The organism is Sabulicella rubraurantiaca, assembly GCF_017355885.1.
GTDB lineage: Bacteria > Pseudomonadota > Alphaproteobacteria > Acetobacterales > Acetobacteraceae > Roseococcus > Roseococcus rubraurantiacus.
Genome location: NZ_JAFEUU010000001.1, coordinates 554,067 through 577,174, shown reverse-complemented (window position 1 = coordinate 577,174; position 23,108 = coordinate 554,067). Strand labels below are relative to the sequence as shown.

The 23,108-nt window shown below is 67.4% G+C and carries 21 protein-coding genes; 20 read left to right on the top strand and 1 reads right to left on the bottom strand.

Translation table 11 applies throughout. From position 1 onward, the window contains the following. The first annotated feature begins 1 nt into the window (after position 1). From nuoH to dnaE, 15 genes are all read left to right on the top strand, one after another. A complete protein-coding gene (gene nuoH / locus JTJ31_RS02770) occupies positions 2-1,012 on the top strand; it encodes an NADH-quinone oxidoreductase subunit NuoH (protein ID WP_207537053.1) in 1,011 nt (336 codons plus the stop codon). Beyond that, positions 1,009-1,497, top strand: coding sequence for an NADH-quinone oxidoreductase subunit NuoI (nuoI, locus tag JTJ31_RS02765; protein WP_207537052.1), 489 nt, complete (start codon positions 1,009-1,011; stop codon positions 1,495-1,497). Before nuoH ends, nuoI begins: the two co-directional genes overlap by 4 nt. Beyond that, positions 1,494-2,189 (top strand): NADH-quinone oxidoreductase subunit J, encoded by a 696-nt coding sequence (locus JTJ31_RS02760; RefSeq protein ID WP_207537051.1) that lies wholly within the window; start codon positions 1,494-1,496, stop codon positions 2,187-2,189. The genes nuoI and JTJ31_RS02760 overlap by 4 nt, the downstream gene beginning before the upstream one ends. After that, a complete protein-coding gene (gene nuoK / locus JTJ31_RS02755; RefSeq protein WP_207537050.1) occupies positions 2,189-2,500 on the top strand; it encodes an NADH-quinone oxidoreductase subunit NuoK in 312 nt (103 codons plus the stop codon). Before JTJ31_RS02760 ends, nuoK begins: the two co-directional genes overlap by 1 nt. Before the next feature lie 4 nt (positions 2,501-2,504). Then, the gene (nuoL, locus tag JTJ31_RS02750; protein WP_207537049.1) at positions 2,505-4,415 is read left to right on the top strand and encodes an NADH-quinone oxidoreductase subunit L; all 1,911 of its coding nucleotides are present in this window, start codon (positions 2,505-2,507) and stop codon (positions 4,413-4,415) included. 3 nt (positions 4,416-4,418) lie between these two features. Further along, positions 4,419-5,936, top strand: a complete 1,518-nt coding sequence (locus JTJ31_RS02745; protein WP_207537048.1) for an NADH-quinone oxidoreductase subunit M — start codon at positions 4,419-4,421, stop codon at positions 5,934-5,936. Further along, a complete protein-coding gene (nuoN, locus tag JTJ31_RS02740; protein ID WP_207537047.1) occupies positions 5,933-7,354 on the top strand; it encodes an NADH-quinone oxidoreductase subunit NuoN in 1,422 nt (473 codons plus the stop codon). The genes JTJ31_RS02745 and nuoN overlap by 4 nt, the downstream gene beginning before the upstream one ends. Then, positions 7,351-8,067 carry a biotin--[acetyl-CoA-carboxylase] ligase gene (locus JTJ31_RS02735; protein WP_207537046.1) on the top strand — a complete coding sequence of 239 codons (717 nt, stop codon included), beginning with the start codon at positions 7,351-7,353 and terminating at the stop codon, positions 8,065-8,067. Before nuoN ends, JTJ31_RS02735 begins: the two co-directional genes overlap by 4 nt. 3 nt (positions 8,068-8,070) lie before the next feature. Next, positions 8,071-8,865 carry a type III pantothenate kinase gene (locus tag JTJ31_RS02730; protein ID WP_207537045.1) on the top strand — a complete coding sequence of 265 codons (795 nt, stop codon included), beginning with the start codon at positions 8,071-8,073 and terminating at the stop codon, positions 8,863-8,865. Further along, the gene (locus JTJ31_RS02725; RefSeq protein ID WP_207537044.1) at positions 8,862-10,505 is read left to right on the top strand and encodes a ribonuclease J; all 1,644 of its coding nucleotides are present in this window, start codon (positions 8,862-8,864) and stop codon (positions 10,503-10,505) included. The genes JTJ31_RS02730 and JTJ31_RS02725 overlap by 4 nt, the downstream gene beginning before the upstream one ends. Beyond that, entirely contained in the window at positions 10,505-10,762 is a 258-nt protein-coding gene (locus JTJ31_RS02720) for a DUF1467 family protein (RefSeq protein WP_207537043.1), read from the top strand. Before JTJ31_RS02725 ends, JTJ31_RS02720 begins: the two co-directional genes overlap by 1 nt. A 395-nt stretch (positions 10,763-11,157) precedes the next feature. Further along, a complete protein-coding gene (proS, locus tag JTJ31_RS02715; protein ID WP_207537042.1) occupies positions 11,158-12,465 on the top strand; it encodes a proline--tRNA ligase in 1,308 nt (435 codons plus the stop codon). Between the two features lie 45 nt (positions 12,466-12,510). Further along, positions 12,511-13,764 (top strand): lipoprotein-releasing ABC transporter permease subunit, encoded by a 1,254-nt coding sequence (locus JTJ31_RS02710; protein WP_207537041.1) that lies wholly within the window; start codon positions 12,511-12,513, stop codon positions 13,762-13,764. Then, positions 13,757-14,437, top strand: a complete 681-nt coding sequence (locus JTJ31_RS02705; RefSeq protein ID WP_207537040.1) for an ABC transporter ATP-binding protein — start codon at positions 13,757-13,759, stop codon at positions 14,435-14,437. Before JTJ31_RS02710 ends, JTJ31_RS02705 begins: the two co-directional genes overlap by 8 nt. A 21-nt stretch (positions 14,438-14,458) precedes the next feature. Beyond that, the gene (gene dnaE, locus JTJ31_RS02700; protein ID WP_207537039.1) at positions 14,459-17,878 is read left to right on the top strand and encodes a DNA polymerase III subunit alpha; all 3,420 of its coding nucleotides are present in this window, start codon (positions 14,459-14,461) and stop codon (positions 17,876-17,878) included. 5 nt (positions 17,879-17,883) lie between these two features. Here dnaE and JTJ31_RS02695 read toward each other — a convergent pair whose 3' ends face one another. Further along, positions 17,884-18,912 (bottom strand): Kelch repeat-containing protein, encoded by a 1,029-nt coding sequence (locus tag JTJ31_RS02695; RefSeq protein ID WP_207537305.1) that lies wholly within the window; start codon positions 18,910-18,912, stop codon positions 17,884-17,886. Positions 18,913-19,089: 177 nt separating this feature from the next. Here JTJ31_RS02695 and JTJ31_RS02690 point away from each other — a divergent pair, with 177 nt between their 5' ends. The 5 genes from JTJ31_RS02690 (at position 19,090) to galE (ending at position 23,045) form a co-directional block, all read left to right on the top strand. Beyond that, positions 19,090-19,440 (top strand): RidA family protein, encoded by a 351-nt coding sequence (locus tag JTJ31_RS02690; protein WP_207537038.1) that lies wholly within the window; start codon positions 19,090-19,092, stop codon positions 19,438-19,440. 83 nt (positions 19,441-19,523) lie between these two features. Further along, positions 19,524-20,516 (top strand): NAD-dependent epimerase/dehydratase family protein, encoded by a 993-nt coding sequence (locus tag JTJ31_RS02685; RefSeq protein WP_207537037.1) that lies wholly within the window; start codon positions 19,524-19,526, stop codon positions 20,514-20,516. A gap of 19 nt (positions 20,517-20,535) precedes the next feature. Further along, positions 20,536-21,666 (top strand): DegT/DnrJ/EryC1/StrS family aminotransferase, encoded by a 1,131-nt coding sequence (locus JTJ31_RS02680; protein WP_236019779.1) that lies wholly within the window; start codon positions 20,536-20,538, stop codon positions 21,664-21,666. Positions 21,667-21,672: 6 nt separating this feature from the next. Further along, positions 21,673-21,987, top strand: coding sequence for a YnfA family protein (locus JTJ31_RS02675; protein ID WP_207537036.1), 315 nt, complete (start codon positions 21,673-21,675; stop codon positions 21,985-21,987). Positions 21,988-22,043: 56 nt separating this feature from the next. Then, positions 22,044-23,045 carry a UDP-glucose 4-epimerase GalE gene (gene galE, locus JTJ31_RS02670; RefSeq protein WP_207537035.1) on the top strand — a complete coding sequence of 334 codons (1,002 nt, stop codon included), beginning with the start codon at positions 22,044-22,046 and terminating at the stop codon, positions 23,043-23,045. The last annotated feature ends 63 nt before the right edge of the window (positions 23,046-23,108 follow it).

The following is a 23,108-nucleotide window of genomic DNA, read 5'->3' as shown; positions in this document are numbered from 1 at the left end:
CATGACCGACTTCCTCAATACGCCAGTCGGGGTGCTGGCCCTGACCGTTGCACAGACCCTGGCGCTTCTCGTGCCGGTGCTGATCGCCGTTGCCTACCTGACCTGGGCCGAGCGCAAGGTCCTGGCCGCGATGCAGATGCGGAAGGGCCCGAACGTGGTCGGCCCCTTCGGCCTGCTGCAGCCTTTCGCCGACGCGCTGAAGATGCTGATGAAGGAGACGATCATCCCATCCGGCGCGTCGCGGCTGCTCTTCATGGCCGCGCCGATGCTGACCTTCATGCTGGCGATGCTGGCCTGGGCGGTGATCCCGGTGAACGATGGCTGGGCCATCGCCGACATCAATGTCGGTGTCCTCTACCTTTTCGCTATCAGCAGCCTGGGCGTCTACGGCATCATCATCGCCGGCTGGGCCTCGAACTCGAAGTACGCCTTCCTCGGCGCGCTCCGCTCCGCCGCGCAGATGGTGAGCTACGAGGTCTCGATCGGCTTCGTCATCGTCACGGTCTTGCTTTGCGTCGGCTCGCTGAACCTGACGGAAGTCGTGCGGGCACAGGAGAATCTCTGGTTCTTCATCCCGCTCTTCCCGATGTTCGTGATCTTCTTCATTTCGGCCCTGGCCGAGACGAACCGTGCCCCGTTCGACTTGCCGGAAGGCGAGTCGGAGCTGGTGGCCGGGTTCTTCGTCGAATACAGCTCGATGAGCTTTGCGTTGTTCTTCCTCGGCGAATACGCAAACATGATCCTGATGAGCGCGCTGACGACCATCCTCTTCCTCGGAGGCTGGTATCCGCCGCTGCACATGGAGCCTTTCACCTGGATCCCGGGCCCGGTGTGGTTCGCGCTCAAGATCGCTCTGGTGCTGTTCTTCTTCCTCTGGGTGCGCGCGACCTTCCCGCGCTACCGCTATGACCAGCTGATGCGGCTGGGCTGGAAGGTGTTCCTGCCCTTCTCGCTGCTCTGGCTGGTTCTCACGGCGGGGTTCCTTAAGATCACGGGGCTGCTTCCGGCATGATGACGCTCGACCGCTTCGCCCGATCCTTCCTGCTGACCGAGCTGGTCGGTGGAATGGCACTGACGCTGAAGCAGTTCTTCAGCCGTAAGGCGACGATCAACTACCCGCATGAGAAGTCACCCCTCTCGCCCCGCTTCAAGGGCGAGCACGGGCTGCGCCGTTACCCGAACGGGGAAGAGCGTTGCATCGCATGCAAGCTGTGTGAGGCAGTGTGCCCAGCCCTGGCCATCACCATCGAGGCGGAGCCCCGCGAGGATGGCAGCCGGCGCACCACCCGCTATGACATCGACATGACCAAGTGCATCTATTGCGGTCTCTGCGAGGAGGCCTGCCCGGTTGATGCCATCGTCGAGGGGCCGAACCTCGAATTCGCCGTCGAGAGCCGCGAGGAGCTGCTCTATGACAAGGAGAAGCTGCTGGCGAATGGCGACCGGTGGGAGCCGGTGCTGGCCAAGCGCCTCGAACTGGACGCGCCCTACCGATGATCGCCGCCCTTGCTTTCTACGTCTTCGCGGCGGTCCTCGTCGCGTCGGCGGTGATGGTCGTCACCTCGCGCAATCCTGTGCACTCGGTGCTGTACCTGATCCTCGCCTTCTTCAACGCGGCAGCGCTGTTCCTGTTGGCGGGGGCCGAGTTCCTGGCGATGATTCTGGTCATCGTCTATGTCGGCGCCGTCGCGGTGCTCTTCCTCTTCGTCGTGATGATGCTGGACATCGACTTCAGCCAGCTGCGCGAGGGGTTCCAGCGCTATGCGCCCTTCGGTGCCGTGGTGGGCGGCATTCTGTTCCTGGAGCTCCTGCTGGTGCTGGGCGCCTGGAACTTCGCACCCGATGCCGGCGACCTGCGTTTGGCTCCCGTGCCCGAGGGCGTCTCCAACACCGAGGCGCTGGGGCGGTTGATCTACACGGACTACATCTTCCTGTTCCAGGCGGCGGGGCTGATCCTGCTGGTCGCCATGATTGGGGCCATCGTGCTGACCCTGCGCGACAAGCCGGCGCATTCACGGCGCCAGGACATCGGCGCTCAGATCGCCCGCACCTCCATCCTGTCCATGCAGAGCCCGGCGCCGGGGCAGGGGATCACGCGCGAGTCCATCCTGCGCCCGCTTCCGCCCGAGCCGAAGGAGAAGCCGAAGCCTGTCGCGCATGATGGCCATGGCCATGGGGGGCACCACTGATGCTGGCGGTCGGTCTCGCGCACTACCTCGTGGTGGGCGCCATCCTCTTCGTGCTGGGCGTCTTCGGTATCTTCATGAACCGCAAGAACGTCATCGTCATCCTCATGTCGGTCGAGCTGATCCTGCTCTCGGTCAACCTGAACCTGGTGGCCTTCTCGGCCCAGCTGGGTGACTTGGCCGGGCAGGTCTTCGCGATGTTCATCCTGACCGTCGCCGCCGCCGAGGCCGCGATCGGCCTCGCCATCGTCGTCATCTACTTCCGCAACCGCGGGACCATCGAGGTCGAGGACGTCTCGACGCTGAAGGGTTAGGCGCATGTTCGTCGGAGCCGTCTTCTTCCCGCTCTTGGGCGCCACCGTCAGCGGATTCTTCGGCCGCTGGATCGGCGACCGGGCGGCCATGTGGTCCACGGTGATCTGCATGGTGCTCGCCGCGATCTGCGGCGTCTCGGCCTTCTTCCAGGTCGCGCTGGGCGGCCAGCCCGCGACCGAGCTGCTGTTCACTTGGATGGACGTGGGCGATCTCGAATTCGCCTGGTCGCTGCGCTACGACACGTTGAGCGCGGTCATGGTGGGGATGGTGACCTTCATCTCCACGCTGATCCATCTCTACAGCGTCGGCTACATGTCGCATGACGAGACGCCGTCGCGCTTCTTCGCCTACCTGTCGCTCTTCACCTTCATGATGTTGATGCTGGTGACGGCAGACAACCTCGTCCAGCTTTTCTTCGGCTGGGAAGGCGTCGGCCTCGCGAGCTACCTGCTCATCGGCTACTGGTACGAGAAGGAAAGCGCGAACGCGGCGGCGATGAAGGCCTTCATCGTGAACCGCGTCGGCGACCTGTTCTTCATGCTCGGTATGGCGCTGACCTTCTGGACCTTCGGCTCGCTGGAGTTCGACGCCATCTTCTCCGCTGCGGCGGAGCAGGCCGGGGACACCTTCCTGGGTGTGCCGTCCCTCGAGCTGATCGGGCTGCTGCTGTTCCTGGGGGCTTGTGGCAAGTCGGCACAGATTGGTCTGCACACCTGGCTGCCGGATGCGATGGAGGGCCCGACCCCGGTCTCCGCGCTGATTCATGCCGCGACGATGGTGACGGCGGGCGTGTTCCTGATGTGCCGCATGTCGCCGGTGATGGAGTATGCGCCCTTCGCCCTGTCCGTGGTGACGGTGGTGGGTGCGACAACCGCGATCTTCGCCGCAACGATTGGCTGCGTGCAGAACGACATCAAGCGAATCATCGCCTACTCGACCTGCTCGCAGCTGGGTTACATGTTCTTCGCCGCGGGCGTTGGGCTGTACCAGGCGGCGATGTTCCACCTCTTCACCCATGCCTTCTTCAAGGCGCTGCTCTTCCTAGGCGCCGGCTCCGTCATCCATGCGATGAGCGACGAGCAGGACATCCGACGCATGGGGGGCATCTGGCGCAAGATCCCCGTAACCTACGTGGTGATGTGGACCGGCTCGCTGGCGCTGGCAGGCATCCCGATCTTTGCCGGCTATTATTCGAAGGACGCCATCCTGGAGGGCGCGATCGCCGCGCAATCCGGTGTGGGTACCTATGCCTTCGCCTGCGGGATCTTAGCCGCTTTCCTGACGGCCTTCTATTCCTGGCGCCTCCTGATCCTCACCTTCCATGGAGCGCCGCGGGCGGATGCGGAAACGATGGCGCATGTGCACGAAAGCCCGGCGGTGATGCTGATCCCGTTGCTGATCCTCTCGGCCGGTGCGGTCGCGACGGGATTCATCTTCGCGCCCTACTTCATCGGCGACCTACAGGAGCAGTTCTGGAACGGCGCGATCTTCAACCTCCCGGCCAAGCACATGATGGAGGCGCTGCACCACGCGCCGCATTGGGTGCCAACCGTGGCGAAGGTCACCGCCGTGTCGGGCATTGCGCTCGCCGTGCTGCTCTACGGCTTCCTGCCGCGGGTGCCGGCGCGCATCGCGGCCGCCGTGCCGGGGCTTCACCGGTTTCTCCTCAACAAGTGGTATTTCGACGAGCTGTATGACCGCATCTTCGTCCAGCCGGCGCGGCGCCTCGCGGTGCAGTTCTGGCAGATCGGCGATGTACGGATCATCGACGGCATGCCGAACGGCGCGGCTTCTGTCGCGGCGGGCGCCGCGCGCGGCGCCGTGCGGCTGCAGACCGGGCGGGTGGCGAACTACGCCTTCGCCATGATCATCGGCCTCGTCCTCTTCATCACCATCTTCCTTGTGGGCGCCTGACCGATGAACGCCGCGGGATTTCCCCTCCTTTCGCTCCTGACCTTCCTGCCACTGGCCGGAGCGCTGATCATCATGAGCGTGCGTGGCGAGGATGCGGTTGTCGCTTCCAACGCTCGTTGGACTGCGCTCTGGACCAGCCTGATCACCTTCGTCCTGTCGCTGATCCTCTGGTTCCGCTTCGACAAGTCGAGCCCGGACTTCCAGTTCGTCGAGCAGCTCTCTTGGCTGCCGGAGTTCGGCGTCAACTACATGATGGGCGTGGACGGCATTTCCGTGCTGTTCGTCCTGCTTTCCACCGCGCTGACGCCGCTCTGCATCCTCGCCTCTTGGGAGAGCGTGGAGAACCGGGTGCGGGAGTACATGGTCGCCTTCCTCGTCCTGGAGACGATGATGGTCGGCATGTTCTGCGCGATGGACTTCATCCTGTTCTACGTCTTCTTCGAGGGCGTGCTGATCCCGATGTTCCTCATCATCGGGATCTGGGGTGGGGCGCGGCGCGTCTATGCCGCCTACAAGTTCTTCCTCTACACGCTGCTCGGCTCGGTGCTGATGCTGCTGGCGATCATCGTGCTGTGGTTCAGCGCGGGCACGACCAGCATCCCGGAGCTGGCGGAGTTCGAGATCCCGTTCGGTGTCCAGGTCTGGCTGTTCCTGGCCTTCTTCGCGTCCTTCGCCGTGAAGGTGCCGATGTGGCCGGTCCACACCTGGCTTCCCGATGCGCACGTGGAGGCGCCGACGGCTGGCTCCGTCATCCTCGCGGGCGTGCTGCTGAAGATGGGGGCCTATGGGTTCCTGCGCTTCTCGCTGCCCCTCCTGCCGGAGGCCTCGGCCTATTTCGCGCCCTTCATCTACGTGTTGTCGGTGGTGGCGGTGGTCTACACCTCGCTGGTCGCGCTGGCGCAGCAGGACATGAAGAAGCTCATCGCCTACTCCTCGGTGGCGCATATGGGCATCGTCACGCTTGGCATCTTCACCTTCAACCAGCAGGGAATCGAGGGCGCCCTCTTCACCATGCTGGCGCATGGCGTCGTGTCGGGCGCGCTCTTCCTTTGCGTCGGCGTGCTGTATGACCGCATCCATTCGCGCGAGATCGCGCGCTATGGCGGGGTGGCCAAGATCATGCCGGCCTATGCGCTGGTCTTTATGCTCTTCACCATGGGCAGCGTCGCGCTGCCGGGTACGGCGGGCTTCCCCGGCGAGTTCCTGGTGATCGTCGGCGCGTGGTCCGTCAGCCCCTGGGTGGCGCTGGGCGCTGCGCTCGGCATGATCCTCGGCGCGGCCTACATGCTCTACCTGTACCGGCGCGTGGCGTTCGGCCGCATCACGAGGGATGACCTGCGCTCGCTACTCGACCTCAGCCCGCGCGAGTATGCGACCTTCGCGCCGCTGATCGCACTGACGTTGTGGATGGGCATCTATCCGCAATCTTTCCTTTCCTTCTTCTCGGTGACCGTGTCGCAGCTGGTGGAGCAACACCAGGCTGCGGTGCAGGCCGCCTCCCGGCTCGCGGGGCTTCCATGAACTGGCAGATCGCCCTTCCTGAAATCGTGCTCGCGCTCGCGGGCTGCGCCATCCTGCTGATCGGGGTCGTACCCCGGCGGGACATGACCTTCCCCGTCGCCATGGCGACGATCGGTGCCTTCCTCGTCACAGGCGTGCTCGTGCTGATGCAGCCCGAGGGCACGGGCTTCGGCGGGCAATACGTCTCGGACAGCTTCTCTTCCTTCATGAAGATCCTGGCGCTGGCCGCAGGGTCGCTCTCGCTCCTTGTCGCCCTCGACTGGAATGAGAAGGAGGGCCTGTCGCGCTTCGAGTTCCCGGTGCTGGCGCTCTTCGCCACGCTCGGGATGATGGTCATGATCTCGGCCAACGACCTGATGAGCCTGTATCTCGGGCTCGAGCTTCTGTCGTTGCCGCTCTACGTCCTAGCGGGGTTCGACCGCGACAACCCGCGCTCGGCGGAAGCAGGGCTGAAGTACTTCGTGCTGGGCGCGCTTTCCTCGGGCCTGCTGCTCTACGGGGCGTCGCTGGTCTATGGCTTTGCCGGCACGACAAATTTCGATCGGCTGGCCGACGCGCTCTCCGCCGAGGCAGGGGTAAGCGCGGGCGTCGTGGTAGGCATCGTGTTCATCATCGCGGCTCTGGCCTTCAAGATCGCGGCGGTGCCGTTCCACATGTGGACACCCGACGTCTATGAGGGCGCGCCGACGCCGGTCACAGCCTTTTTCTCCGCCGCACCCAAGGTGGCGGGGGTCGCGCTCCTCGTGCGCGTGCTGGCCGGGCCGTTCTCCGAGCTGTCCGACCAATGGCAGCAGATCATCGTGCTGGCCTCGCTCGGCTCGATGGTGCTTGGGGCCTTTGCCGCGATCGGCCAGAGTAACATCAAGCGCCTGATGGCCTATTCCTCCATCGGCCATGTCGGCTTCGTCCTGATGGGCCTCGCTGTCGGCGGCGAAAGCGGCCTTCGCGGGGTGCTGGTCTATATTAGCATCTACATCGCCATGAATCTGGGTGCCTTCGCGGTGCTGATCGCGATGCGCCGCAATGGCCGCGCGGTGGAAGGCGTCGAGGATCTCGCCGGGCTGGGCCGCAACGACTCGATGATGGCGCTGTGCATGGCCATCTTCATGTTCTCCATGGCGGGCATCCCGCCGCTCGCTGGCTTTTTCGCCAAGCTCTACGTGCTGCTGCCGGCGGTGGAGCAGGGGTTCTGGGTGCTTGCGACGGTGGGTGTCATCTCCTCCGTCGTGTCGGCCTACTACTACCTGCGCATCGTAAAGGTGATGTATTTCGACGCTCCGCAGCCGGGCTTCGAGCAGCGCGCCGGGGGAGTGACGGTGGTGCTGGGCGCGACCGCGCTGTTCACCACGCTGTTCTTCCTCTTCCCCGCACCCATCCTCGCCGCCGCGCGGCAGGCCGCGTTGGCGCTGATGGGGTGAGCGGCGCGGCCTCCCGCTGGCGGTTGCGCATCTTCGAGGCACTGGAAAGCACCCAGAGCCTCGTCTCCGGACTGGCGGAAGCGGGCGAGCCTGATGGGCTCGCCGTCATGGCGCGGCGCCAGACGGCGGGGCGCGGCCGCGAGGGACGAGGATGGGAAGGACCGTCGGGCAATCTCGCCCTGTCGGTGCTGCTGCGGCCCGGCGGACCCGCTCGGGACTTGCCGCAATACGGGCTGCTCGCAGCCGTCGCGCTGCACGAGACGGCATCGCGCTTCGCCAGCGGGCTTTCGCTGAAGTGGCCGAATGACCTGCTGCGGGACGGCGCGAAATGCGCCGGCATCCTCGCGGAAGGGGCGGTGGACGGGCAGGGGGGCATCGCGCATCTGGTGCTGGGTTTCGGAGTGAACCTCGCCCATGCGCCGGAGGTGCCGGGCCGCGCCACCGCCGCGCTTGGCCCCGTCGTGCCCGAGGAATTTGCCGAGGCGCTTCTCGTTTCCCTCGATGCCTGGATGACGCGGCGCCTCGTCGGAGGCTTCGCGCCTATCCGCGCGGGCTGGGAGGCGGCCGGTCCGACGCGCGGGGAAACACTGACGCTGCGCCAGGGTACCGGCACCGTCTCGGGGCGCTATGAAGGGCTCGCCGAGGATGGCGGGCTGATGCTTGCGACCGGGGGGCGGGTGCACCGTTTCCTCGCGGGCGAGGTAGGGGATTAGGCGATGCTGCTGGCCGTGGACGCGGGCAACACCAACGTGGTCTTCGCGGTGCATGACGGGAGGGAGTGGCGCGGCCGCTGGCGCATCGCGACCCGCGCCGACCGCACCAGCGACGAATACGCGGTGTGGCTGCTGACTCTGATGACCCATGCCGGCCTGCGCCCCGCCGAGATTACCCGCTGCGCCATCGGCACGGTGGTTCCCGCCGCGCTCTACAACCTCCGTCGCTTGTCGCGGGACTGGTTCGACTGCGAGCCGTTGGTGGCGCGCTCGGTGCTGGACTGGGGATTCCGCATCATGGTGGACCGACCTCAGGAGGTGGGGGCGGACCGCCTGCTGAACGCCCTGGCTGCGCATCACCACTACAAGGGCCCGTTGATCGTGGTGGATTTCGGCACCGCCACCACTTTCGACGTCGTGGACCATGCCGGGAACTACCTGGGAGGCGCCATCGCTCCCGGCATCAACCTTTCCATCGAGGCGCTGCACCGCGCCGCGGCCCGGCTGCCCCGCATTGGTATCGGCCGCCCCCAGGCCGCCATCGGACGCGACACGATCAGCGCCATGCAGTCCGGCATCTTCTGGGGCTATGTCGGACTCATCGAGGGCATCATCTCCCGCATCCGGGCCGAGGCGGAACAGCCGCGCCTGAAGGTGGTGGCAACGGGCGGTCTCGCCCCACTCTTCGCCGAGGGAACCACCCTTATCGAGACGGTGGACCCTGACATCACGCTTGAGGGGCTTCGACTGCTGGCCGGGCGCAACCCGCCCCCCCCATCCTCCGCTGGACACGCATGACACCCAAGGACGACCTCGCCTTCATCCCCCTCGGCGGAACGGGGGAGATCGGCATGAACCTCAACGTGTATCGTTGTGACGGCAAGCTTCTCGCCGTGGATTGCGGCATCGGGTTCGGCGGTCCGGACAATCCTTCCGTCGAGATCATGGTCCCCGATCCGGCTTGGCTGGCGGAGCGGCGGGGGGATTTGCTGGGCCTCGTCATCACCCACGCGCACGAGGACCATGTGGGGGGCGTGGCGCATCTCTGGCGCTCGCTGCAATGCCCGATCCATGCCGGCCCCTTCGTCTCGGCCGTGCTGCGGCGGAAGCTGGCCGAGGCCGGGCTGTCGCAGGAGGCGGAGCTTCGCCCCTTCGACCTGCCGGGTCGACTGAAGCTCGGCCCCTTCGACATCGAGTTCCTGCGCGTCGCCCACTCCATCCCCGAGGCGCTGGCCATGGCGATCAGGACGCGCCACGGTCTGGTCGTGCACACGGGTGACTGGAAGCTGGACCCGGAGCCGCTGATCGGCCCGCCCACGGACGAGGCCGGTTTCGCTCGGCTGGGCGAGGAGGGTGTGCTCGCCATGGTGTGCGACAGCACCAACGCGCTGGTCGAGGGGCATTCGGGCAGCGAGTCGGAAGTGCGGCGCAGCCTGCAGGAGCTGATCCGCCCCATGCGGGGCCGCATCGCGGTGACCTGCTTTGCGACCAACCTGGCCCGCGTCGAGACGGTCGCGCTCGCGGCCCAGGCGGCGGGGCGCGACGTGGCGCTGTTCGGCCGGTCGCTCCGCAACGCCGTCGCCGCGGCGCGTGAGTGCGGATACCTCTCCCGCGTGCCCGACTTCGTTTCGGAGGATGAGGCGGGATACATTCCCGACGACAACCTCCTGATCATCTGCACGGGGTCGCAGGGCGAGGAGCGCTCGGCTCTCGCGAAGATCGCAGCCGACACCCACCCCCACATGGCGCTGGGCGAGGGGGACACGGTCATCTTCTCCTCGCGGCAGATCCCGGGGAATGAGCGCGCGATCCTGCGCGTGCAGGACGATCTTGCGCGGCGCGGCTGCAAGGTCATCACCGCCGACGACCATTTCGTCCATGTCAGCGGCCATCCGGCCCGCGATGAACTCAGGCGCCTCTACGAGCTCGTGCGTCCGCGCTACGCCATCCCCGTGCACGGCGAGTGGCGCCACCTGTCCGAGCACGCCTCTCTCGCGCGCGGCCTCGGGGCAGAGGCGCTGGTCATCGAGGATGGCGACGTGGTGCGCCTTGCCCCCGGTGGGGCCGAGATTGCGGAAAGCGTGCCGGTCGGTCGCCTGGCCGTGGATGGCAGCCGCCTCCTACCCGTGGCGGGAGGGGTGCTGGGTGCGCGCAAGCGCATGCTCATGAACGGCGTGCTGGTCGCGAGCCTCGCCGTGGACGGACAGGGGCGGCTCGTCGGCAAGCCACGCATCTCGGCGCCCGGCCTCTTCGATCCCGATGGCCCCGAATCCGAGGATCTGGCCGAGGAGCTGGCCCGGGGCCTCGGCGAGCTGCCGAAGGGGCTGCGCCGTGAGGACGATGCCGTGACCGAGGCGGCGCGTGCCATGTTGCGCAAGGCGGTGGGGCGGCAGCTTCGCAAGCGCCCCAATGTCGAGGTTCACCTGCTGAGGGTCTGATGGGCTGGTTTATCGGTTTTGTAGTCTATTCGCTGATCTGGTGGACGCTGCTCTTCTGCATCCTGCCGATTGGCGTGAATCCGGAGGAAGGCAGCCTGGAGGAAGGCGGTTGGCGAGGCGCGCCTGCCGCGCCGCAGCTCGGTCGCAAGATCATCTGGACCACAATTCTCTCCGCGGTGATCTGGCTGGCGATCTATACGCTGATCGAAAGCGACCTGATCTCGTTCCGCCGCGGCTGGCTGGCCATCCCCGACTGAGGCGACCTGCACAAGGAAAAGGCGACTGCCTGGATTTCGCCCGGCGGTCGCCCCTCGAATAGGCATATCCTTAATGGATGCCTGATTTTCAGCCGATTTTTCCCGGCTTTCGCATTGGACTCGAAGGGTCATTCCGCCATTATCGTCGTCAGAGAGAGGATGTTCCTCTCTCTGCCGTGTGACTGGCGTTTCCTCCCTAAACTTGGGCTGTCCCCGCAAGGGGCCAGCCCTTCTTTTTGTTTAGCGGTTGGAAACCGGCCATTCAAGTCACTTTCTTCACCAAATCCGTTGTGCGGCGCAGCAAAATTTCATTCCGGCTGTTGCAGGGGTCGGTTTCGGGATCAACGGATTCCGCTGTAGGGTGCGCCGCCTTTGCCTCCGAGGAATCCGCTCCCTTGCGTCTGACCAAAGCCTTCCTGCCCACGCTCAAGGAAACCCCTGCCGAGGCGCAGATCGTCTCTCATCGCCTCATGTTGCGCGCGGGGCTGATCCGCCAGACCAGCGCCGGCATCTATGCCTGGCTGCCGGCCGGGCTGCGTGTGTTGAACAACGTGGCCCGCATCGTGCGGGAGGAGCAGGACCGCGCGGGCGCGCAGGAAATCCTGATGCCAACCATCCAGTCGGCCGAGCTTTGGCAGCGCTCCGGCCGCTACGAGGATTACGGCAAGGAGATGCTGCGCATTGAGGATCGGCATGGCCGCCCGATGCTGTTCGGTCCGACCAACGAGGAGATGGTGACCGACATCTTCCGGGGCTACGTCACGAGCTATCGCGAGTTGCCGCGGAATCTCTACCACATCCAGTGGAAGTTCCGGGACGAGGTGCGGCCTCGCTTTGGAGTGATGCGCGGGCGCGAGTTCCTGATGAAGGACGCCTATTCCTTCGACCTCACGAAGGAAGGCGCGCAGCACTCCTACCGACAGATGTTCGTCGCCTATCTGCGGACCTTCGCGCGCATGGGCCTGAAGGCCATCCCCATGCAGGCGGATACCGGTCCGATCGGCGGCAACCTCAGCCACGAATTCATCATCCTCGCCGAGACGGGCGAAAGCCAGGTCTTCCTGGACCGCGAGCTGCTCGACTTCGACCCGCTGGCACAGGAACCGGACTACGAGGGCGACCTGTCCCCCACCGTCGATTTCTGGACCAGCCGCTACGCCGCGACTGACGAGAAGCACGACGAGGCCGCCTGGGGGCGTGTCCCGGCCGAGCGGCAGGTGAGCGCCCGCGGCATCGAGGTCGGCCACATCTTCTATTTTGGCACCAAGTATTCCGAGCCGATGGGGCTGCGCGTCGCCGGGCCGGACGGGTCCGAGGTGGTGCCCGAGATGGGCTCCTACGGCATCGGTGTGTCGCGCCTTGTCGCCGCGCTGATCGAGGCGAATCACGACGAGGCCGGCATCAAGTGGCCGGATGCGGTGGCGCCCTGGCGCGTTTCCATCCTGAACCTCAAGCCCGGCGATGCCGCGACGGACGCGCTGTGTGGCAAGCTCCATGCGGCGATGCCCGACCAGGCGCTGCTGGATGACCGCCCGGAACGCGCCGGGGTGAAGTTCGCCGATGCGGATCTGTTGGGCTGCCCCTGGCAGGCCATCATCGGCCCACGCGGCGCCGCCGCAGGCAAGGTGGAGCTGAAGCGCCGCGCGACTGGCGAGCGCGAGGAGGTTTCACTGGACGACGCGCTCGCACGGATCCGGGGCTAGGGATTTGCGCGAAGCGGCCGCGTGGCTGCTCAATGAGAGGCACTGATGTTCAACGCATTCGAGCGCACGGTGGCCAAGCGCTACCTCCTGTCGCGCAAGAGCGACCGCTTCACCTCGGTGATCGCCATCTTCTCCTTCCTTGGCATCATGCTGGGGGTGGCGACGCTGATCATCGTGATGAGCGTGATGGGCGGGTTCCGGCAGGAATTGCTGGGCCGCATCCTCGGCCTCAATGGCCACATGGGCGTCTTCGCGGCTGAACGCGGCAATCTGCGCGACTTCGACGCGGTAGCAGCCGCGGTCCGCCGCGTGCCCGGCGTGGTGAGCGCGACGCCTATCGTGGAAGGGCAGGTGCTGCTGACGGCCGAGGGCGGCGGAGCCAGCGGCGGCCTCGCGCGCGGCATCCGGCCGGAGGATCTGCGCGCGCGGGAGATCATCGCCGGCAACATCCGCGCCGGCTCGCTCGATCAGTTCAGCGGCGATGATGCCATCGCCATCGGGACGCGCCTCGCCTTCCGCATGGGCATCAACGTGGGCGACCGCCTGACCCTCGTTTCCCCGCAGGGCCGTGCCACCGTCATCGGTACCATCCCCCGCCTGCGCGCCTACCGCGTCGTGGCGCTGTTCGAGGTGGGGATGAATGAATACGACAGTTCCTACGTCTTCATGCCGCTCCCCGCCGCCCAGACTTATTTCCAGACCGGGCCGGACGCCGCCACGCAGGTGGAGGTCTTCGTCGCCGACCCGACGCGGGTGCGGGCGGTGAACCGGGACATCCGCGCCGCCATCCCCTCGGGCATCCGCATCCTGGATTGGCAGGACGCCAACTCCTCCTTCTTCGCGGCGGTTCAGGTGGAGCGGAACGTGATGTTCCTGATCCTGACACTGATCATCATCGTGGCGGCCTTCAACATCATCTCCTCCCTCATCATGCTGGTGAAGGACAAGGGAAGGGACATCGCCGTCTTGCGGACCATGGGTGCGACGCGCGGCGCCATCATGCGGATCTTCCTGCTCTGCGGCGCCTCCATCGGCGCGATCGGCACTCTGATGGGCTTCGTGGTGGGGGTGCTGTTCTGCATCAACATCGAGAGCATCCGGCAATTCATCCAGATGCTTTCGGGCACGGAGCTGTTCAGCCCGGAAGTGTATTTCCTCACCCGTCTGCCCGCCGTTCTGAACTGGGCGGAGGTCGCGCAGGTCGTGGCGCTGGCCCTGTCGCTGGCCCTGCTGGCGACGATCTATCCCAGCTGGCGCGCCGCCCGCACCGACCCCGTGGAGATGCTGCGCAATGAGTAGCCCGCCGCTCGAACTGCGCGGCGTGGAGCGCCGCTACCGCACCGAGGCCGGCACGCTCGAAGTGCTGCGAGGCGTGGACATGGCGCTGGAAGCGGGCGAGGTGGTCGCTCTGGTCGCGCCCTCCGGCACGGGCAAGTCCACCCTGCTGCATGTCGCTGGGCTGCTGGAACGCCCCGATGGCGGTGAGGTGCTTGTAGAGGGGCGCACCGCCGGCACGCTGGGCGACGATGCGCGCACGGAGATCCGGCGCAGCACCATCGGCTTCGTCTACCAGTTCCACCACCTACTGCCCGAGTTCACGGCAGCGGAGAATGTGATGCTGCCGCAGATGGCGGCCGGCGTCTCGCGCTCGAAGGCGGCGGAGCGGGCAAAGGATCTGCTCGGCACATTCGGACTCGGCGCGCGGCTCGACCACCGGCCCGGCAAGCTTTCGGGCGGCGAGCAGCAGCGCGTCGCCATCGCCCGCGCCCTGGCCAATGCGCCGCGCGTGCTCCTGGCCGACGAGCCGACCGGCAACCTGGACGCCGCGACGGCGGAGCTCGTCTTCGCCGAGTTGCTGAACGAGGCGCGCCACCGGGGCCTCGCCGCCCTGATCGCGACCCACAACAACGAGTTGGCGTCGCGTATGGATCGCGTGGTGACCCTGCGCGGAGGGGTGCTCGTTCCCGGCTGAGGGATCGCCTATATTGGGGGGATGGCCGGCTTCATCCATCTCCACGCCCATTCCGCCTATTCCCTGAGCGAGGGGGCGATCAAGGCGGAGAAGCTGCCCGCCCTGGCCGCTGCCGCCGGGATGCCGGCCGTGGCGCTGACCGACACGGCCAACATGTTCGGTGCGCTGGAATTCGCCCAGGCCGCCAGCGGGAAGGGTGTGCAGCCTATCATGGGCTGTCAGCTCTGGCTCACCCGCCGCGCCGTGTCCGAGACTCGTGAAGAGGTTCTCCGAGCCGGCGCTGATTGCGTGGTGGCCCTCGCCATGGATGCCGAGGGGCTGGCGAACCTCAAGAAGCTGTCCTCGATAGGGTGGGTGCGGGATGATGACCCTTCGGGCCGTCCGGCCATCGGCTTGGATGACCTGCGCGGACACGGGAAGGGGCTATTCCTGCTGACGGGCGGCGATTGCGGGCCGCTGTCGCGCCTGCTGGCGGAAGGGCGTCGCGAGGCGGCGGGATGGCTGCTGGACGCGCTGCGCGAATGCTTCCCCGACCGGATGGCGGTGGAGTTGATGCGCCACGGCCCGACGCCGCGCCAGGCGGCGCTCGAGCCGGGATTGCTGCGCCTCGCGGATGAGGCCGGCGTGCCCATCGTCGCCACGAACGACGTGTATTTCGCAGAGGCGAAGATGCACGAAGCGCACGACGCCCTGCTCTGCATCGCGGAAGGGCGATTGCTTACCGAGCGCGAGCGTCGCCGCGTCACGCCGGAACACTGGTTCAAGCCGGCGGAGGCGATGCGCGCCGCCTTCGCCGATCTGGGCGAGGCTTGCGACAACACTCTCGCCATCGCGAAGCTCTGCACGGTGATGGAGACGGCCCGCAAGCCGGAGCTTCCGGTCTGCCCCAAGGTGCGCGAAGGGCGGACAGAAGGCGAAACCGTCGCCGAGATGGCACGCGAAGGTCTGGCGCGCCGCTTCGCGCCCGAGCCGGTGCCGCCCATCCATGCCGAACGGCTGGAATACGAGCTCCGCGTCATCGAGCAGATGGGCTTCTCGGGCTACTTCCTGATCGTCGCGGACTTCATCCAGTGGGCCAAGGCGCAGGGCATCCCGGTGGGGCCTGGGCGCGGCTCGGGCGCAGGTTCTGTTGCGGCCTGGGCGCTGTCCATCACCGACCTGGATCCGTTGCGCTTCGGACTGCTTTTCGAGCGCTTCCTCAATCCCGAGCGCGTCTCGATGCCGGACTTCGACATCGATTTCTGCCAGGACCGGCGGGATGAGGTGATCCGCTACGTGGTGCGCGAATACGGCGCCGACCGCGTCGCGCAGATCATCACCTTCGGCAAGCTTCAGGCCAAGGCGGCGGTGCGCGACGTGGGGCGCGTGCTGGGCATGCCCTATGGGCAGGTGGACCGCATTGCCTCCCTCATCCCGAACAACCCGGCCAATCCCGTGCCTCTCGCTGCTGCCATCGAGGGCGAACCGCGGCTGAAGGAGGCGCGGGAGACGGATGAGGCGGTGGGACGCCTGCTGGACATCGCGCTCCAGGTGGAAGGCCTGTACCGCAACGCCTCCACCCACGCGGCGGGGGTGGTGATCGGGCGCAAGCCGCTGCTCGACATCACCGCCATCTACCGCGACCCACGCAGCGAGATGCTCATCACCCAGTACTCGATGAAGCATGTCGAGCAGGCCTCGCTGGTGAAGTTCGACTTCCTCGGCCTCAAGACACTGACCGTGCTGGACCGCGCGGTGAAGCTGCTGCGCGAGCAGGGCGTGACGGTGGAGTTGGACACGCTCCCGCTGGATGACGCCGACACCTACGAGATGCTAGCGAAGGGCGACGCAGCCGGCGTGTTCCAGTTCGAAGGCCAGGGCATGCGCGACTGCCTTCGCGCCATGCGCCCCGACCGCTTCGAGGATCTGATCGCCGCCGTCTCGCTCTACCGGCCCGGCCCGATGGAGAACATTCCGGCCTATTGCGCCCGCAAGCACGGCGAGAAATGGGACAGCCCGCATCCGCTGATCCACGACATCCTGGCCGAGACCTATGGCATCATGGTCTACCAGGAACAGGTGATGCAGATCGCCCAGGTCATGGCGGGCTATTCGCTGGGCGGCGCGGACCTCCTGCGCCGCGCCATGGGCAAGAAGAACAAGGAGGAGATGGCGAAGCAGCGCGCCATCTTCGTCGAAGGCGCGTCGAAGAACGACGTGCCGGAGAAGGTCGCGGGTGAGGTCTTCGACCTCATGGAGAAGTTCGCCAATTACGGCTTCAACAAGTCGCACGCGGCGGCCTATGCGCTCGTCTCCTATCACACCGCCTATCTGAAGGCGCATTACCCCGTCGCCTTCCTTGCCGCTTCCATGACGCTCGACATGGACAAGACGGAGAAGCTGGCGAGTCACATGCAGGAGGCGTCGCGGCTTTCTATCAAGGTGCTGCCGCCGGACATCAACCGATCTGGCGCGGAGTTCGTGATCGAGGATGGGGCCATCCGTTTCGCGCTCGCTGCGATCAAGCGCGTCGGGCTGCAGGCGATGAAGGATCTGGTAGCAGCGCGCGACGTGGGCGGGCCCTTCACCAGCCTCGCGGATTTCGCGGCGCGCGTGGACCCGAAGCTGCTCAACAAGATGCAGCTGGAGAACCTCGCCAAGGCGGGCGCCTTCGACAGCCTGGAGGGCAACCGGGCCAAGCTGGTGGCGGGGGCCGAGACGGTGCTGCGCCGCGCCCAGGCCAGCGCGGAGGAGCGCGGCTCCAGCCAGATCGGGCTGTTCGGCGAGGCGGAGCAGGGGCCGGCCATGCTGCGCCTGCCCGACATGCCCGACTGGCCCACCCTGGACAAGCTTGCCTTCGAGGCGGAGGCGGTGGGCTTCCACCTCTCGGCCCATCCGCTGGACGAGTATCGCGGTGCGCTGCGGCGCCTGGGCGTCACGCTTTCCTCCCGCATCTCGGAGAAGGCGCGGGCCGGGTCGGGCCGGCTGAAGCTGGCGGGCACGGTGACCGGCCGGAAGGAGCGCAACACGCGCACCGGCAGCCGCATGGCCTGGGTGTCGCTCTCGGACCAGGCGGGCGGCTACGAGGTGACCTTCTTCTCCGAAGTGCTGAATCGCTGCCGCGACATGCTGGAGGAGGGCTCGGCCGTGCTGGTCACGGCCGATGCGCGGATCGAGAACGACGCGCTGCGCCTGACCGCCGCCGACTGCGAGAAGCTGGACAAGGCGGCTGCCGGGGCGGGGCAGGGGATGCGCGTCTTCGTCGAGGCCGCGACGGCCTTGCCGGACATCAAGTCGCTGCTGGAGCGCGAGGGACGCGGCAAGGGCCGCGTCTCCATCGTGCCGCGCCTTGGCCCGGGCCAGGAGGTCGAGGTGGCGCTCCCGGGCGGCTGGAATGTCGGGCCACGCATGATGCAGGCCCTCAAGGTATTGCCCGGCGTCGCGCAGGTGGAGGAGGTCTAGGCCCCTTACCCCAGCGTCCACGCCTCGTGGATGGCGCTCTGCACCGCGCCGCCCAGCACGGCGCCGCCACCCGCCACATAGATCCAATCTCCAATGGAGACCGCGGCTACGGCATGGCGGGGCGTCGGCATCGGCGCGTGGCTCTGCCAGGTGTCGGAGGCCGGGTCGTAGCTCTCCATTTGGCCAAACACCTTGGCGTCCCGCGCCTGTCCGCGCTCGAGGATGCCGCCCTCGCCGCCCATCACGTAGAAGCGGCCCTTGTGGATCACCATGCCATGGCCCGAGCGCGCGGTGGGGAGGGGTGCCTTCACCTCCCAGGTGTCGCGGGCCGGAAGGTAAACGTGGTGCATGTCCGTGTTGTACTGGAAGGTGTTGAAGCGCCCGCCGACGACATGGATCACCCCGGCATGCGTGACGCAGCCCACGTGGTCGCGGCCGGCGGGCAGCGGGCGGCGCAGCTCCCACTTGTCGGCCTGCGGGTCATAGACCTCGTGCCAGGAGATGGAGGCGCGCTCGGGCGCGGGGTCGGTGGCACCGCCGATCAGGTGGACCTTTCCGTCCAGCACCGTGGCGGCCGCCGCGCCGCGCGGACGGGGAAGGGGCGCGATCTCCTGCCAGCGGTCGCGGGCGACGTCGTAGAAGAAGGCCTTGTCATCGCAGCGGCGATTCTGTTCCATGAACCCGCCCAGCGCATAGACGCGCCCGGCATCTGCCACCACCGCGACATGGTTGGCCCCGCGCGGCAGCGGCGCCGCGTCGAACCACTGGTCCCGCCCCGGATCATAGACCGTGTGGTAGGCGCGGTTCACCTGGCCCTCGCCATAGCCGCCGACCACGTGCATGCGGCCATCCCAGGCCGTCGCCCAGGCCATCTCGGAGCGCGGGATGGGCATGTCGGCGCGCTTCACCCAGCGCCCCGCCGGGCCGGCGGGGGCTGGGCTGTCCGTGACGCGCTGTGCCGCCTGCTCCGGTGTGATGTGATGCGGCGCGCCGCCCTGGAACAGGTTGGCGTAGGGCTCGGGCGAGGGCGTCATCGGCCGCAAGTCGGGAGCCCCATGCGCTCCGTGGTGCTGTGCCTGGGCCAGCGCGGCGCCGGGCAGCAATGCGGCCGCGGCGGAAAGCTCCGCAGGCGCACCGGATGCGTCAAGGACCGGGCTGGCGGGCGCGCCTCCATCGGTTAGGTTCGGGCGTCATTGACGAGAGGGAGTCCCATGATCCGTCGGCTGGCTGAGGAAGGGCGCCTGTCGGGCGCCGTGGTGCATGGCGGGCTGGTCTGGCTGGCCGGGCAGGTGCCCGACGACACCTCGGGCGATGCCGAGGCGCAGACCGCCGATGTGCTGCGCCAGATCGACGCCCTGCTGGCCGAGGCCGGGACCGACAAGTCACGCCTGCTGAGCGTGACGGTCGTGCTGGCCGATATCGGCGATGCGCCGGCCATGAACCGCGCCTGGGGCTCCTGGCTCGATCCCTCGGCGAAGCCCGCGCGCATGACCATCCAGGCCCCGCTGGTGGACCCTTCCTGGAAGGTGGAGATCACCGGCGTGGCGGCGGTGCCCGGCTGACGCGCCGCGGCTCGGACAGGGAAGTGGCGCAGTTCCGCCGCAAATCACGGGTGATGATGGCAGCGCAGGATCAGGTGAACTGAATGGATTCGGAGTTCTGGAAGCGGAAGCGGGTGCTGGTGACAGGCGGGGCGGGGTTCCTCGGCTCCAATTTGTGCCATGCCCTGGCCGGGCTGGGGGCGCGGGTCACTGCGCTGGATGCGATGCTGCCCGAGGGCGGAGCCAACCCCGCAAATCTGGAAGGCGCGGGCGTGCTGCTGGTGCGCGGCGACATCCGCGACACGGAGCTGCACTCGCTCTGCCAGGACGCCGATGTGCTGTTCAACATGGCGGCACAGACCAGCCATATGGGTGGGCAGCGTGACCCGGTGGCCGACATCGCCATCAATGCCGTGGCGCAGGTCCGCCTCATCCAGGTGATGCGCGAGGCGGCGCCGGGGGCGCGAGTCGTCCATGCCTCGACACGCCAGTTCTACGGCCGCCCGATCGCCTTGCCGGTGGATGAGATGCACCCGGTGAACCCGCCCGACGCCAATGGCGTGTCGAAATGGGCTGGGGAGCAGTATTGGATGCTGGAGAATCGCGTGCTGGGCCGCCCGGTCGTCTCCCTACGCCTCACGAATTGCTACGGCCCGCGGCTCCGCATCGCCGATGCGCGCCAGACCTTCCTGGGCATCTGGATCCGGCGCCTCCTGGAAAACGAGCCCTTCGAGGTCTGGGGCGGGGCGCAGCTTCGCGATCTGGCCTATGTGGACGACGTGACCAATGCCTTCCTGGTCGCGGCGGAGCAGGCGGACCGCCCGGGCGTCGCCGGGCAGGTCTTCAACCTGGGCGGCGCGCCGCCCGTCTCCCTGCTGGAGCTGGCCGAGCGCATCATCGCCGCCAATGACGGGCAGGGAAGCTTCACGACGCGCGAATTCCCGGCCGACCGCGCGCCCATCGACATCGGCTCCTACGCCGCCAACGACAACGCCTTCCGCAACGCGACCGGATGGACGGCGCAGGTCTCCCTGGATCAGGGGCTGCGGCGCTCGCTCGACTGGTACCGCAACCGCCTCGCCGATTACGTCTTCTGAGCTTTCACGGGAAACGCCCATGTCCGCCGCACCGACCATGCTGCCCTTCGCCGACCCAGGAGCGGGCTATCGCGCCCTGAAGTCCGAGATCGACGCCGCCCTGTCCCGCGCGCTGGAAAGCGGCTGGTACATCCTCGGCAAGGAGGGAGAGGCCTTCGAGCGGGAATTCGCCGAATGGGTCGGGTTGCCCCGCGCGGTGGGCTGCGCCAACGGCACCGATGCGCTCATGCTCATCCTGCGTGGCATGGGCATCGGCGAGGGCAGCACGGTGGTCACCGTGTCACACACGGCCGTGGCAACGGTGGCGGCGATCGAGATGACGGGCGCCACGCCGCTGCTGCTCGACATCGACCCCGACACCTACACCATGGACCCTGACGAGCTCCGCGCCGTGCTGGAGGACCCGCCGCCCGGCCTGCCGCCGATCCGCGCCGTGATCCCGGTGCACATCTACGGCCAGGCCGTGCATCTGAAGCCCATGCTGGAGGCGTGCCGCGACGCCGGGGTGATGCTGATCGAGGATTGCGCCCAGTGCCACGGCGCGCGGCTCGACGGGCAGATGCTCGGCACCCTGGGCGATGCGGCCGCCTTCAGCCTCTACCCGACCAAGAATCTGGGCGCGCTGGGCGACGGCGGCATCCTGGCGACGCGCGACCCGGAGTTGGCGGATCGCATCGCCGCCATCCGGCAATATGGCTGGAAGCGGCGCTACATCAGCGACCTCATCGGCGTGAATTCCCGGCTGGACGAGGTCCAGGCCGCCGTGCTGCGCGTGAAGCTGAAGCACCTGGACCGCCAGAATGCCCGGCGTCGCGAGATCGCCGCCGCCTATGACGCGGCGCTGGCGGGAACCGGGCTCACGCCCCCTTTCCGCCGCCCGGGCGCAGAGCATGTCTATCACCTCTACGTGCTGCGCCACGCCGAGCGCGACGCGCTGATGGCGCGGCTGAAGGAGCAGGGGATCGGCACCGGCATCCACTATCCGGTGCCGGTGCACGAGCAGCCCGCCTATGCCCGGCGTGTCGCCCTGGGCCCCGCCGGCTGCGCTGAAACCGCCAAGGCGGCGCAGGAAGTCTTCTCCCTGCCCATGTACCCGGAGATTACCGACGAGGAGGTGGCACGGGTCTGCGCCGCGCTCCGGGGGCTTTAAGGCCGCGTGGCGGCGCTGCTCGCCCTTCCGGCTGCAGCCCTGCTGGAGATCCTGGGCTGCTTCGCCGTCTGGGCGGTGCTGCGCGAGGGGGCGAGCGCTTGGTGGCTGCTGCCGGGCGCGCCCTGCCTCGCGGGCTTCGCGGGGCTCCTCGCCCTCGCACCGACACTGACCGCCGGGCGGGCCTTTGCCGCCTATGGCGGGTTTTATGTGGTTGCCGCGCTGCTTTGGGCCGCCTCCGCGGAAGGGGACAGGCTGCGCCTCCTCGACGCGGCCGGGACGTTGATGCTTTTGGCGGGGGCGGGGCTTCTCCTGCTTCCGTGACTTTTACGCTTCCGCATGGTTTCCACCGTGCAGGCGCTTCGCAGGAAGGAACCAAGATGGCGCGTTACCTCGTTTCAGGCGGAGCCGGCTATGTCGGCAGCCATGTGGTCCTGACCTTGCTCGACCAGGGCGACGAGGTGGTGGTGCTGGATGACCTGTCCACCGGCCATGGCGGCTCGCTGCAGCCGGGCGTCCCCTTCGTTCAGGCCTCGCTGGCGGACCGCAAGGCCTTGGACGAGGTCTTCGCCGCCTGGAAGTTCGACGCGGTCTTCCACCTCGCCGCGCTGTCGCTGGTGGGCGACAGCATGAAGGAACCCCTGCGCTACTGCCGGGAGAACCTGTCGAACAGCATCAACTTGGCCGAGGCGGCGGTGAAGGCAGGATGCGCCCGCTACGTGCTGTCCTCCACCGCCGCGGTGTTCGGCATCCCGCGCGACGTCCCGATCACCGAGGATACGCCAACCATTCCGGTCAATCCCTATGGCCTCTCGAAGCTGATGATGGAGCAGGCGCTCGCCTGGGCGGAGGGGGCGCACGGGCTGCGTTCCGCCTGCCTGCGCTACTTCAACGCCGCCGGCGCCGACCCGGCGGGGCGCTGCGGCGAGGACCATGATCCGGAGACGCACCTGATCCCGCGCGCCATCCTCGCGACCCTCGGGCAGTTGCCGCCGCTGCATGTCTTCGGCACGGATTACGACACGCCGGACGGGACGGCGGTGCGCGACTATGTGCATGTCATGGACCTGGCGGCGGCGCATGTCGCGGTGCTGCCGCGCCTCGACCAGGGCTCGGTGCGCTACAATCTCGGGAACGGGCGCGGCCATTCGGTGCGCGAGGTGATCGCGGCGGTGGAGCGCGTCTCGGGCCAGAAGGTCCCTTACGAGAACGGGCCGCGCCGGGCAGGGGACCCGCCCGTGCTCGTCGCCTCCTCTGAGCGGATGATGGCGGAGACGGCGTGGCGGCCGCGCTTTGCCGATCTGGACCAGATCGTCGAGACGGCTTGGAAGTGGCACATGGCCCATCCGCACGGCTATGGCACGCGGCGCAGCGCAGCCTGAGTCAGGCGACGGCAGCGCCGTCAGGAGGTCTAGCGTGCGCTGGGGAAAGGGAGCGCCGATCTT

Excerpts from the sequence above, each read along its gene's own strand:
- JTJ31_RS02680 (WP_236019779.1), top strand. The coding sequence starts at position 20,536 with ATGTCCGCCGCACCGACCATGCTGCCCTTCGCCGACCCAGGAGCGGGC.
- nuoH (WP_207537053.1), top strand. The coding sequence starts at position 2 with ATGACCGACTTCCTCAATACGCCAGTCGGGGTGCTGGCCCTGACCGTT.
- JTJ31_RS02730 (WP_207537045.1), top strand. The coding sequence starts at position 8,071 with ATGCTGCTGGCCGTGGACGCGGGCAACACCAACGTGGTCTTCGCGGTG.
- JTJ31_RS02690 (WP_207537038.1), top strand. The coding sequence starts at position 19,090 with ATGATCCGTCGGCTGGCTGAGGAAGGGCGCCTGTCGGGCGCCGTGGTG.
- JTJ31_RS02705 (WP_207537040.1), top strand. The coding sequence starts at position 13,757 with ATGAGTAGCCCGCCGCTCGAACTGCGCGGCGTGGAGCGCCGCTACCGC.
- dnaE (WP_207537039.1), top strand. The coding sequence starts at position 14,459 with ATGGCCGGCTTCATCCATCTCCACGCCCATTCCGCCTATTCCCTGAGC.
- nuoL (WP_207537049.1), top strand. The coding sequence starts at position 2,505 with ATGTTCGTCGGAGCCGTCTTCTTCCCGCTCTTGGGCGCCACCGTCAGC.
- galE (WP_207537035.1), top strand. The coding sequence starts at position 22,044 with ATGGCGCGTTACCTCGTTTCAGGCGGAGCCGGCTATGTCGGCAGCCAT.
- JTJ31_RS02745 (WP_207537048.1), top strand. The coding sequence starts at position 4,419 with ATGAACGCCGCGGGATTTCCCCTCCTTTCGCTCCTGACCTTCCTGCCA.
- JTJ31_RS02720 (WP_207537043.1), top strand. The coding sequence starts at position 10,505 with ATGGGCTGGTTTATCGGTTTTGTAGTCTATTCGCTGATCTGGTGGACG.
- JTJ31_RS02725 (WP_207537044.1), top strand. The coding sequence starts at position 8,862 with ATGACACCCAAGGACGACCTCGCCTTCATCCCCCTCGGCGGAACGGGG.
- JTJ31_RS02695 (WP_207537305.1), bottom strand. The coding sequence starts at position 18,912 with ATGACGCCCTCGCCCGAGCCCTACGCCAACCTGTTCCAGGGCGGCGCG.
- JTJ31_RS02710 (WP_207537041.1), top strand. The coding sequence starts at position 12,511 with ATGTTCAACGCATTCGAGCGCACGGTGGCCAAGCGCTACCTCCTGTCG.
- nuoI (WP_207537052.1), top strand. The coding sequence starts at position 1,009 with ATGATGACGCTCGACCGCTTCGCCCGATCCTTCCTGCTGACCGAGCTG.
- nuoN (WP_207537047.1), top strand. The coding sequence starts at position 5,933 with ATGAACTGGCAGATCGCCCTTCCTGAAATCGTGCTCGCGCTCGCGGGC.
- nuoK (WP_207537050.1), top strand. The coding sequence starts at position 2,189 with ATGCTGGCGGTCGGTCTCGCGCACTACCTCGTGGTGGGCGCCATCCTC.
- JTJ31_RS02760 (WP_207537051.1), top strand. The coding sequence starts at position 1,494 with ATGATCGCCGCCCTTGCTTTCTACGTCTTCGCGGCGGTCCTCGTCGCG.
- JTJ31_RS02685 (WP_207537037.1), top strand. The coding sequence starts at position 19,524 with ATGGATTCGGAGTTCTGGAAGCGGAAGCGGGTGCTGGTGACAGGCGGG.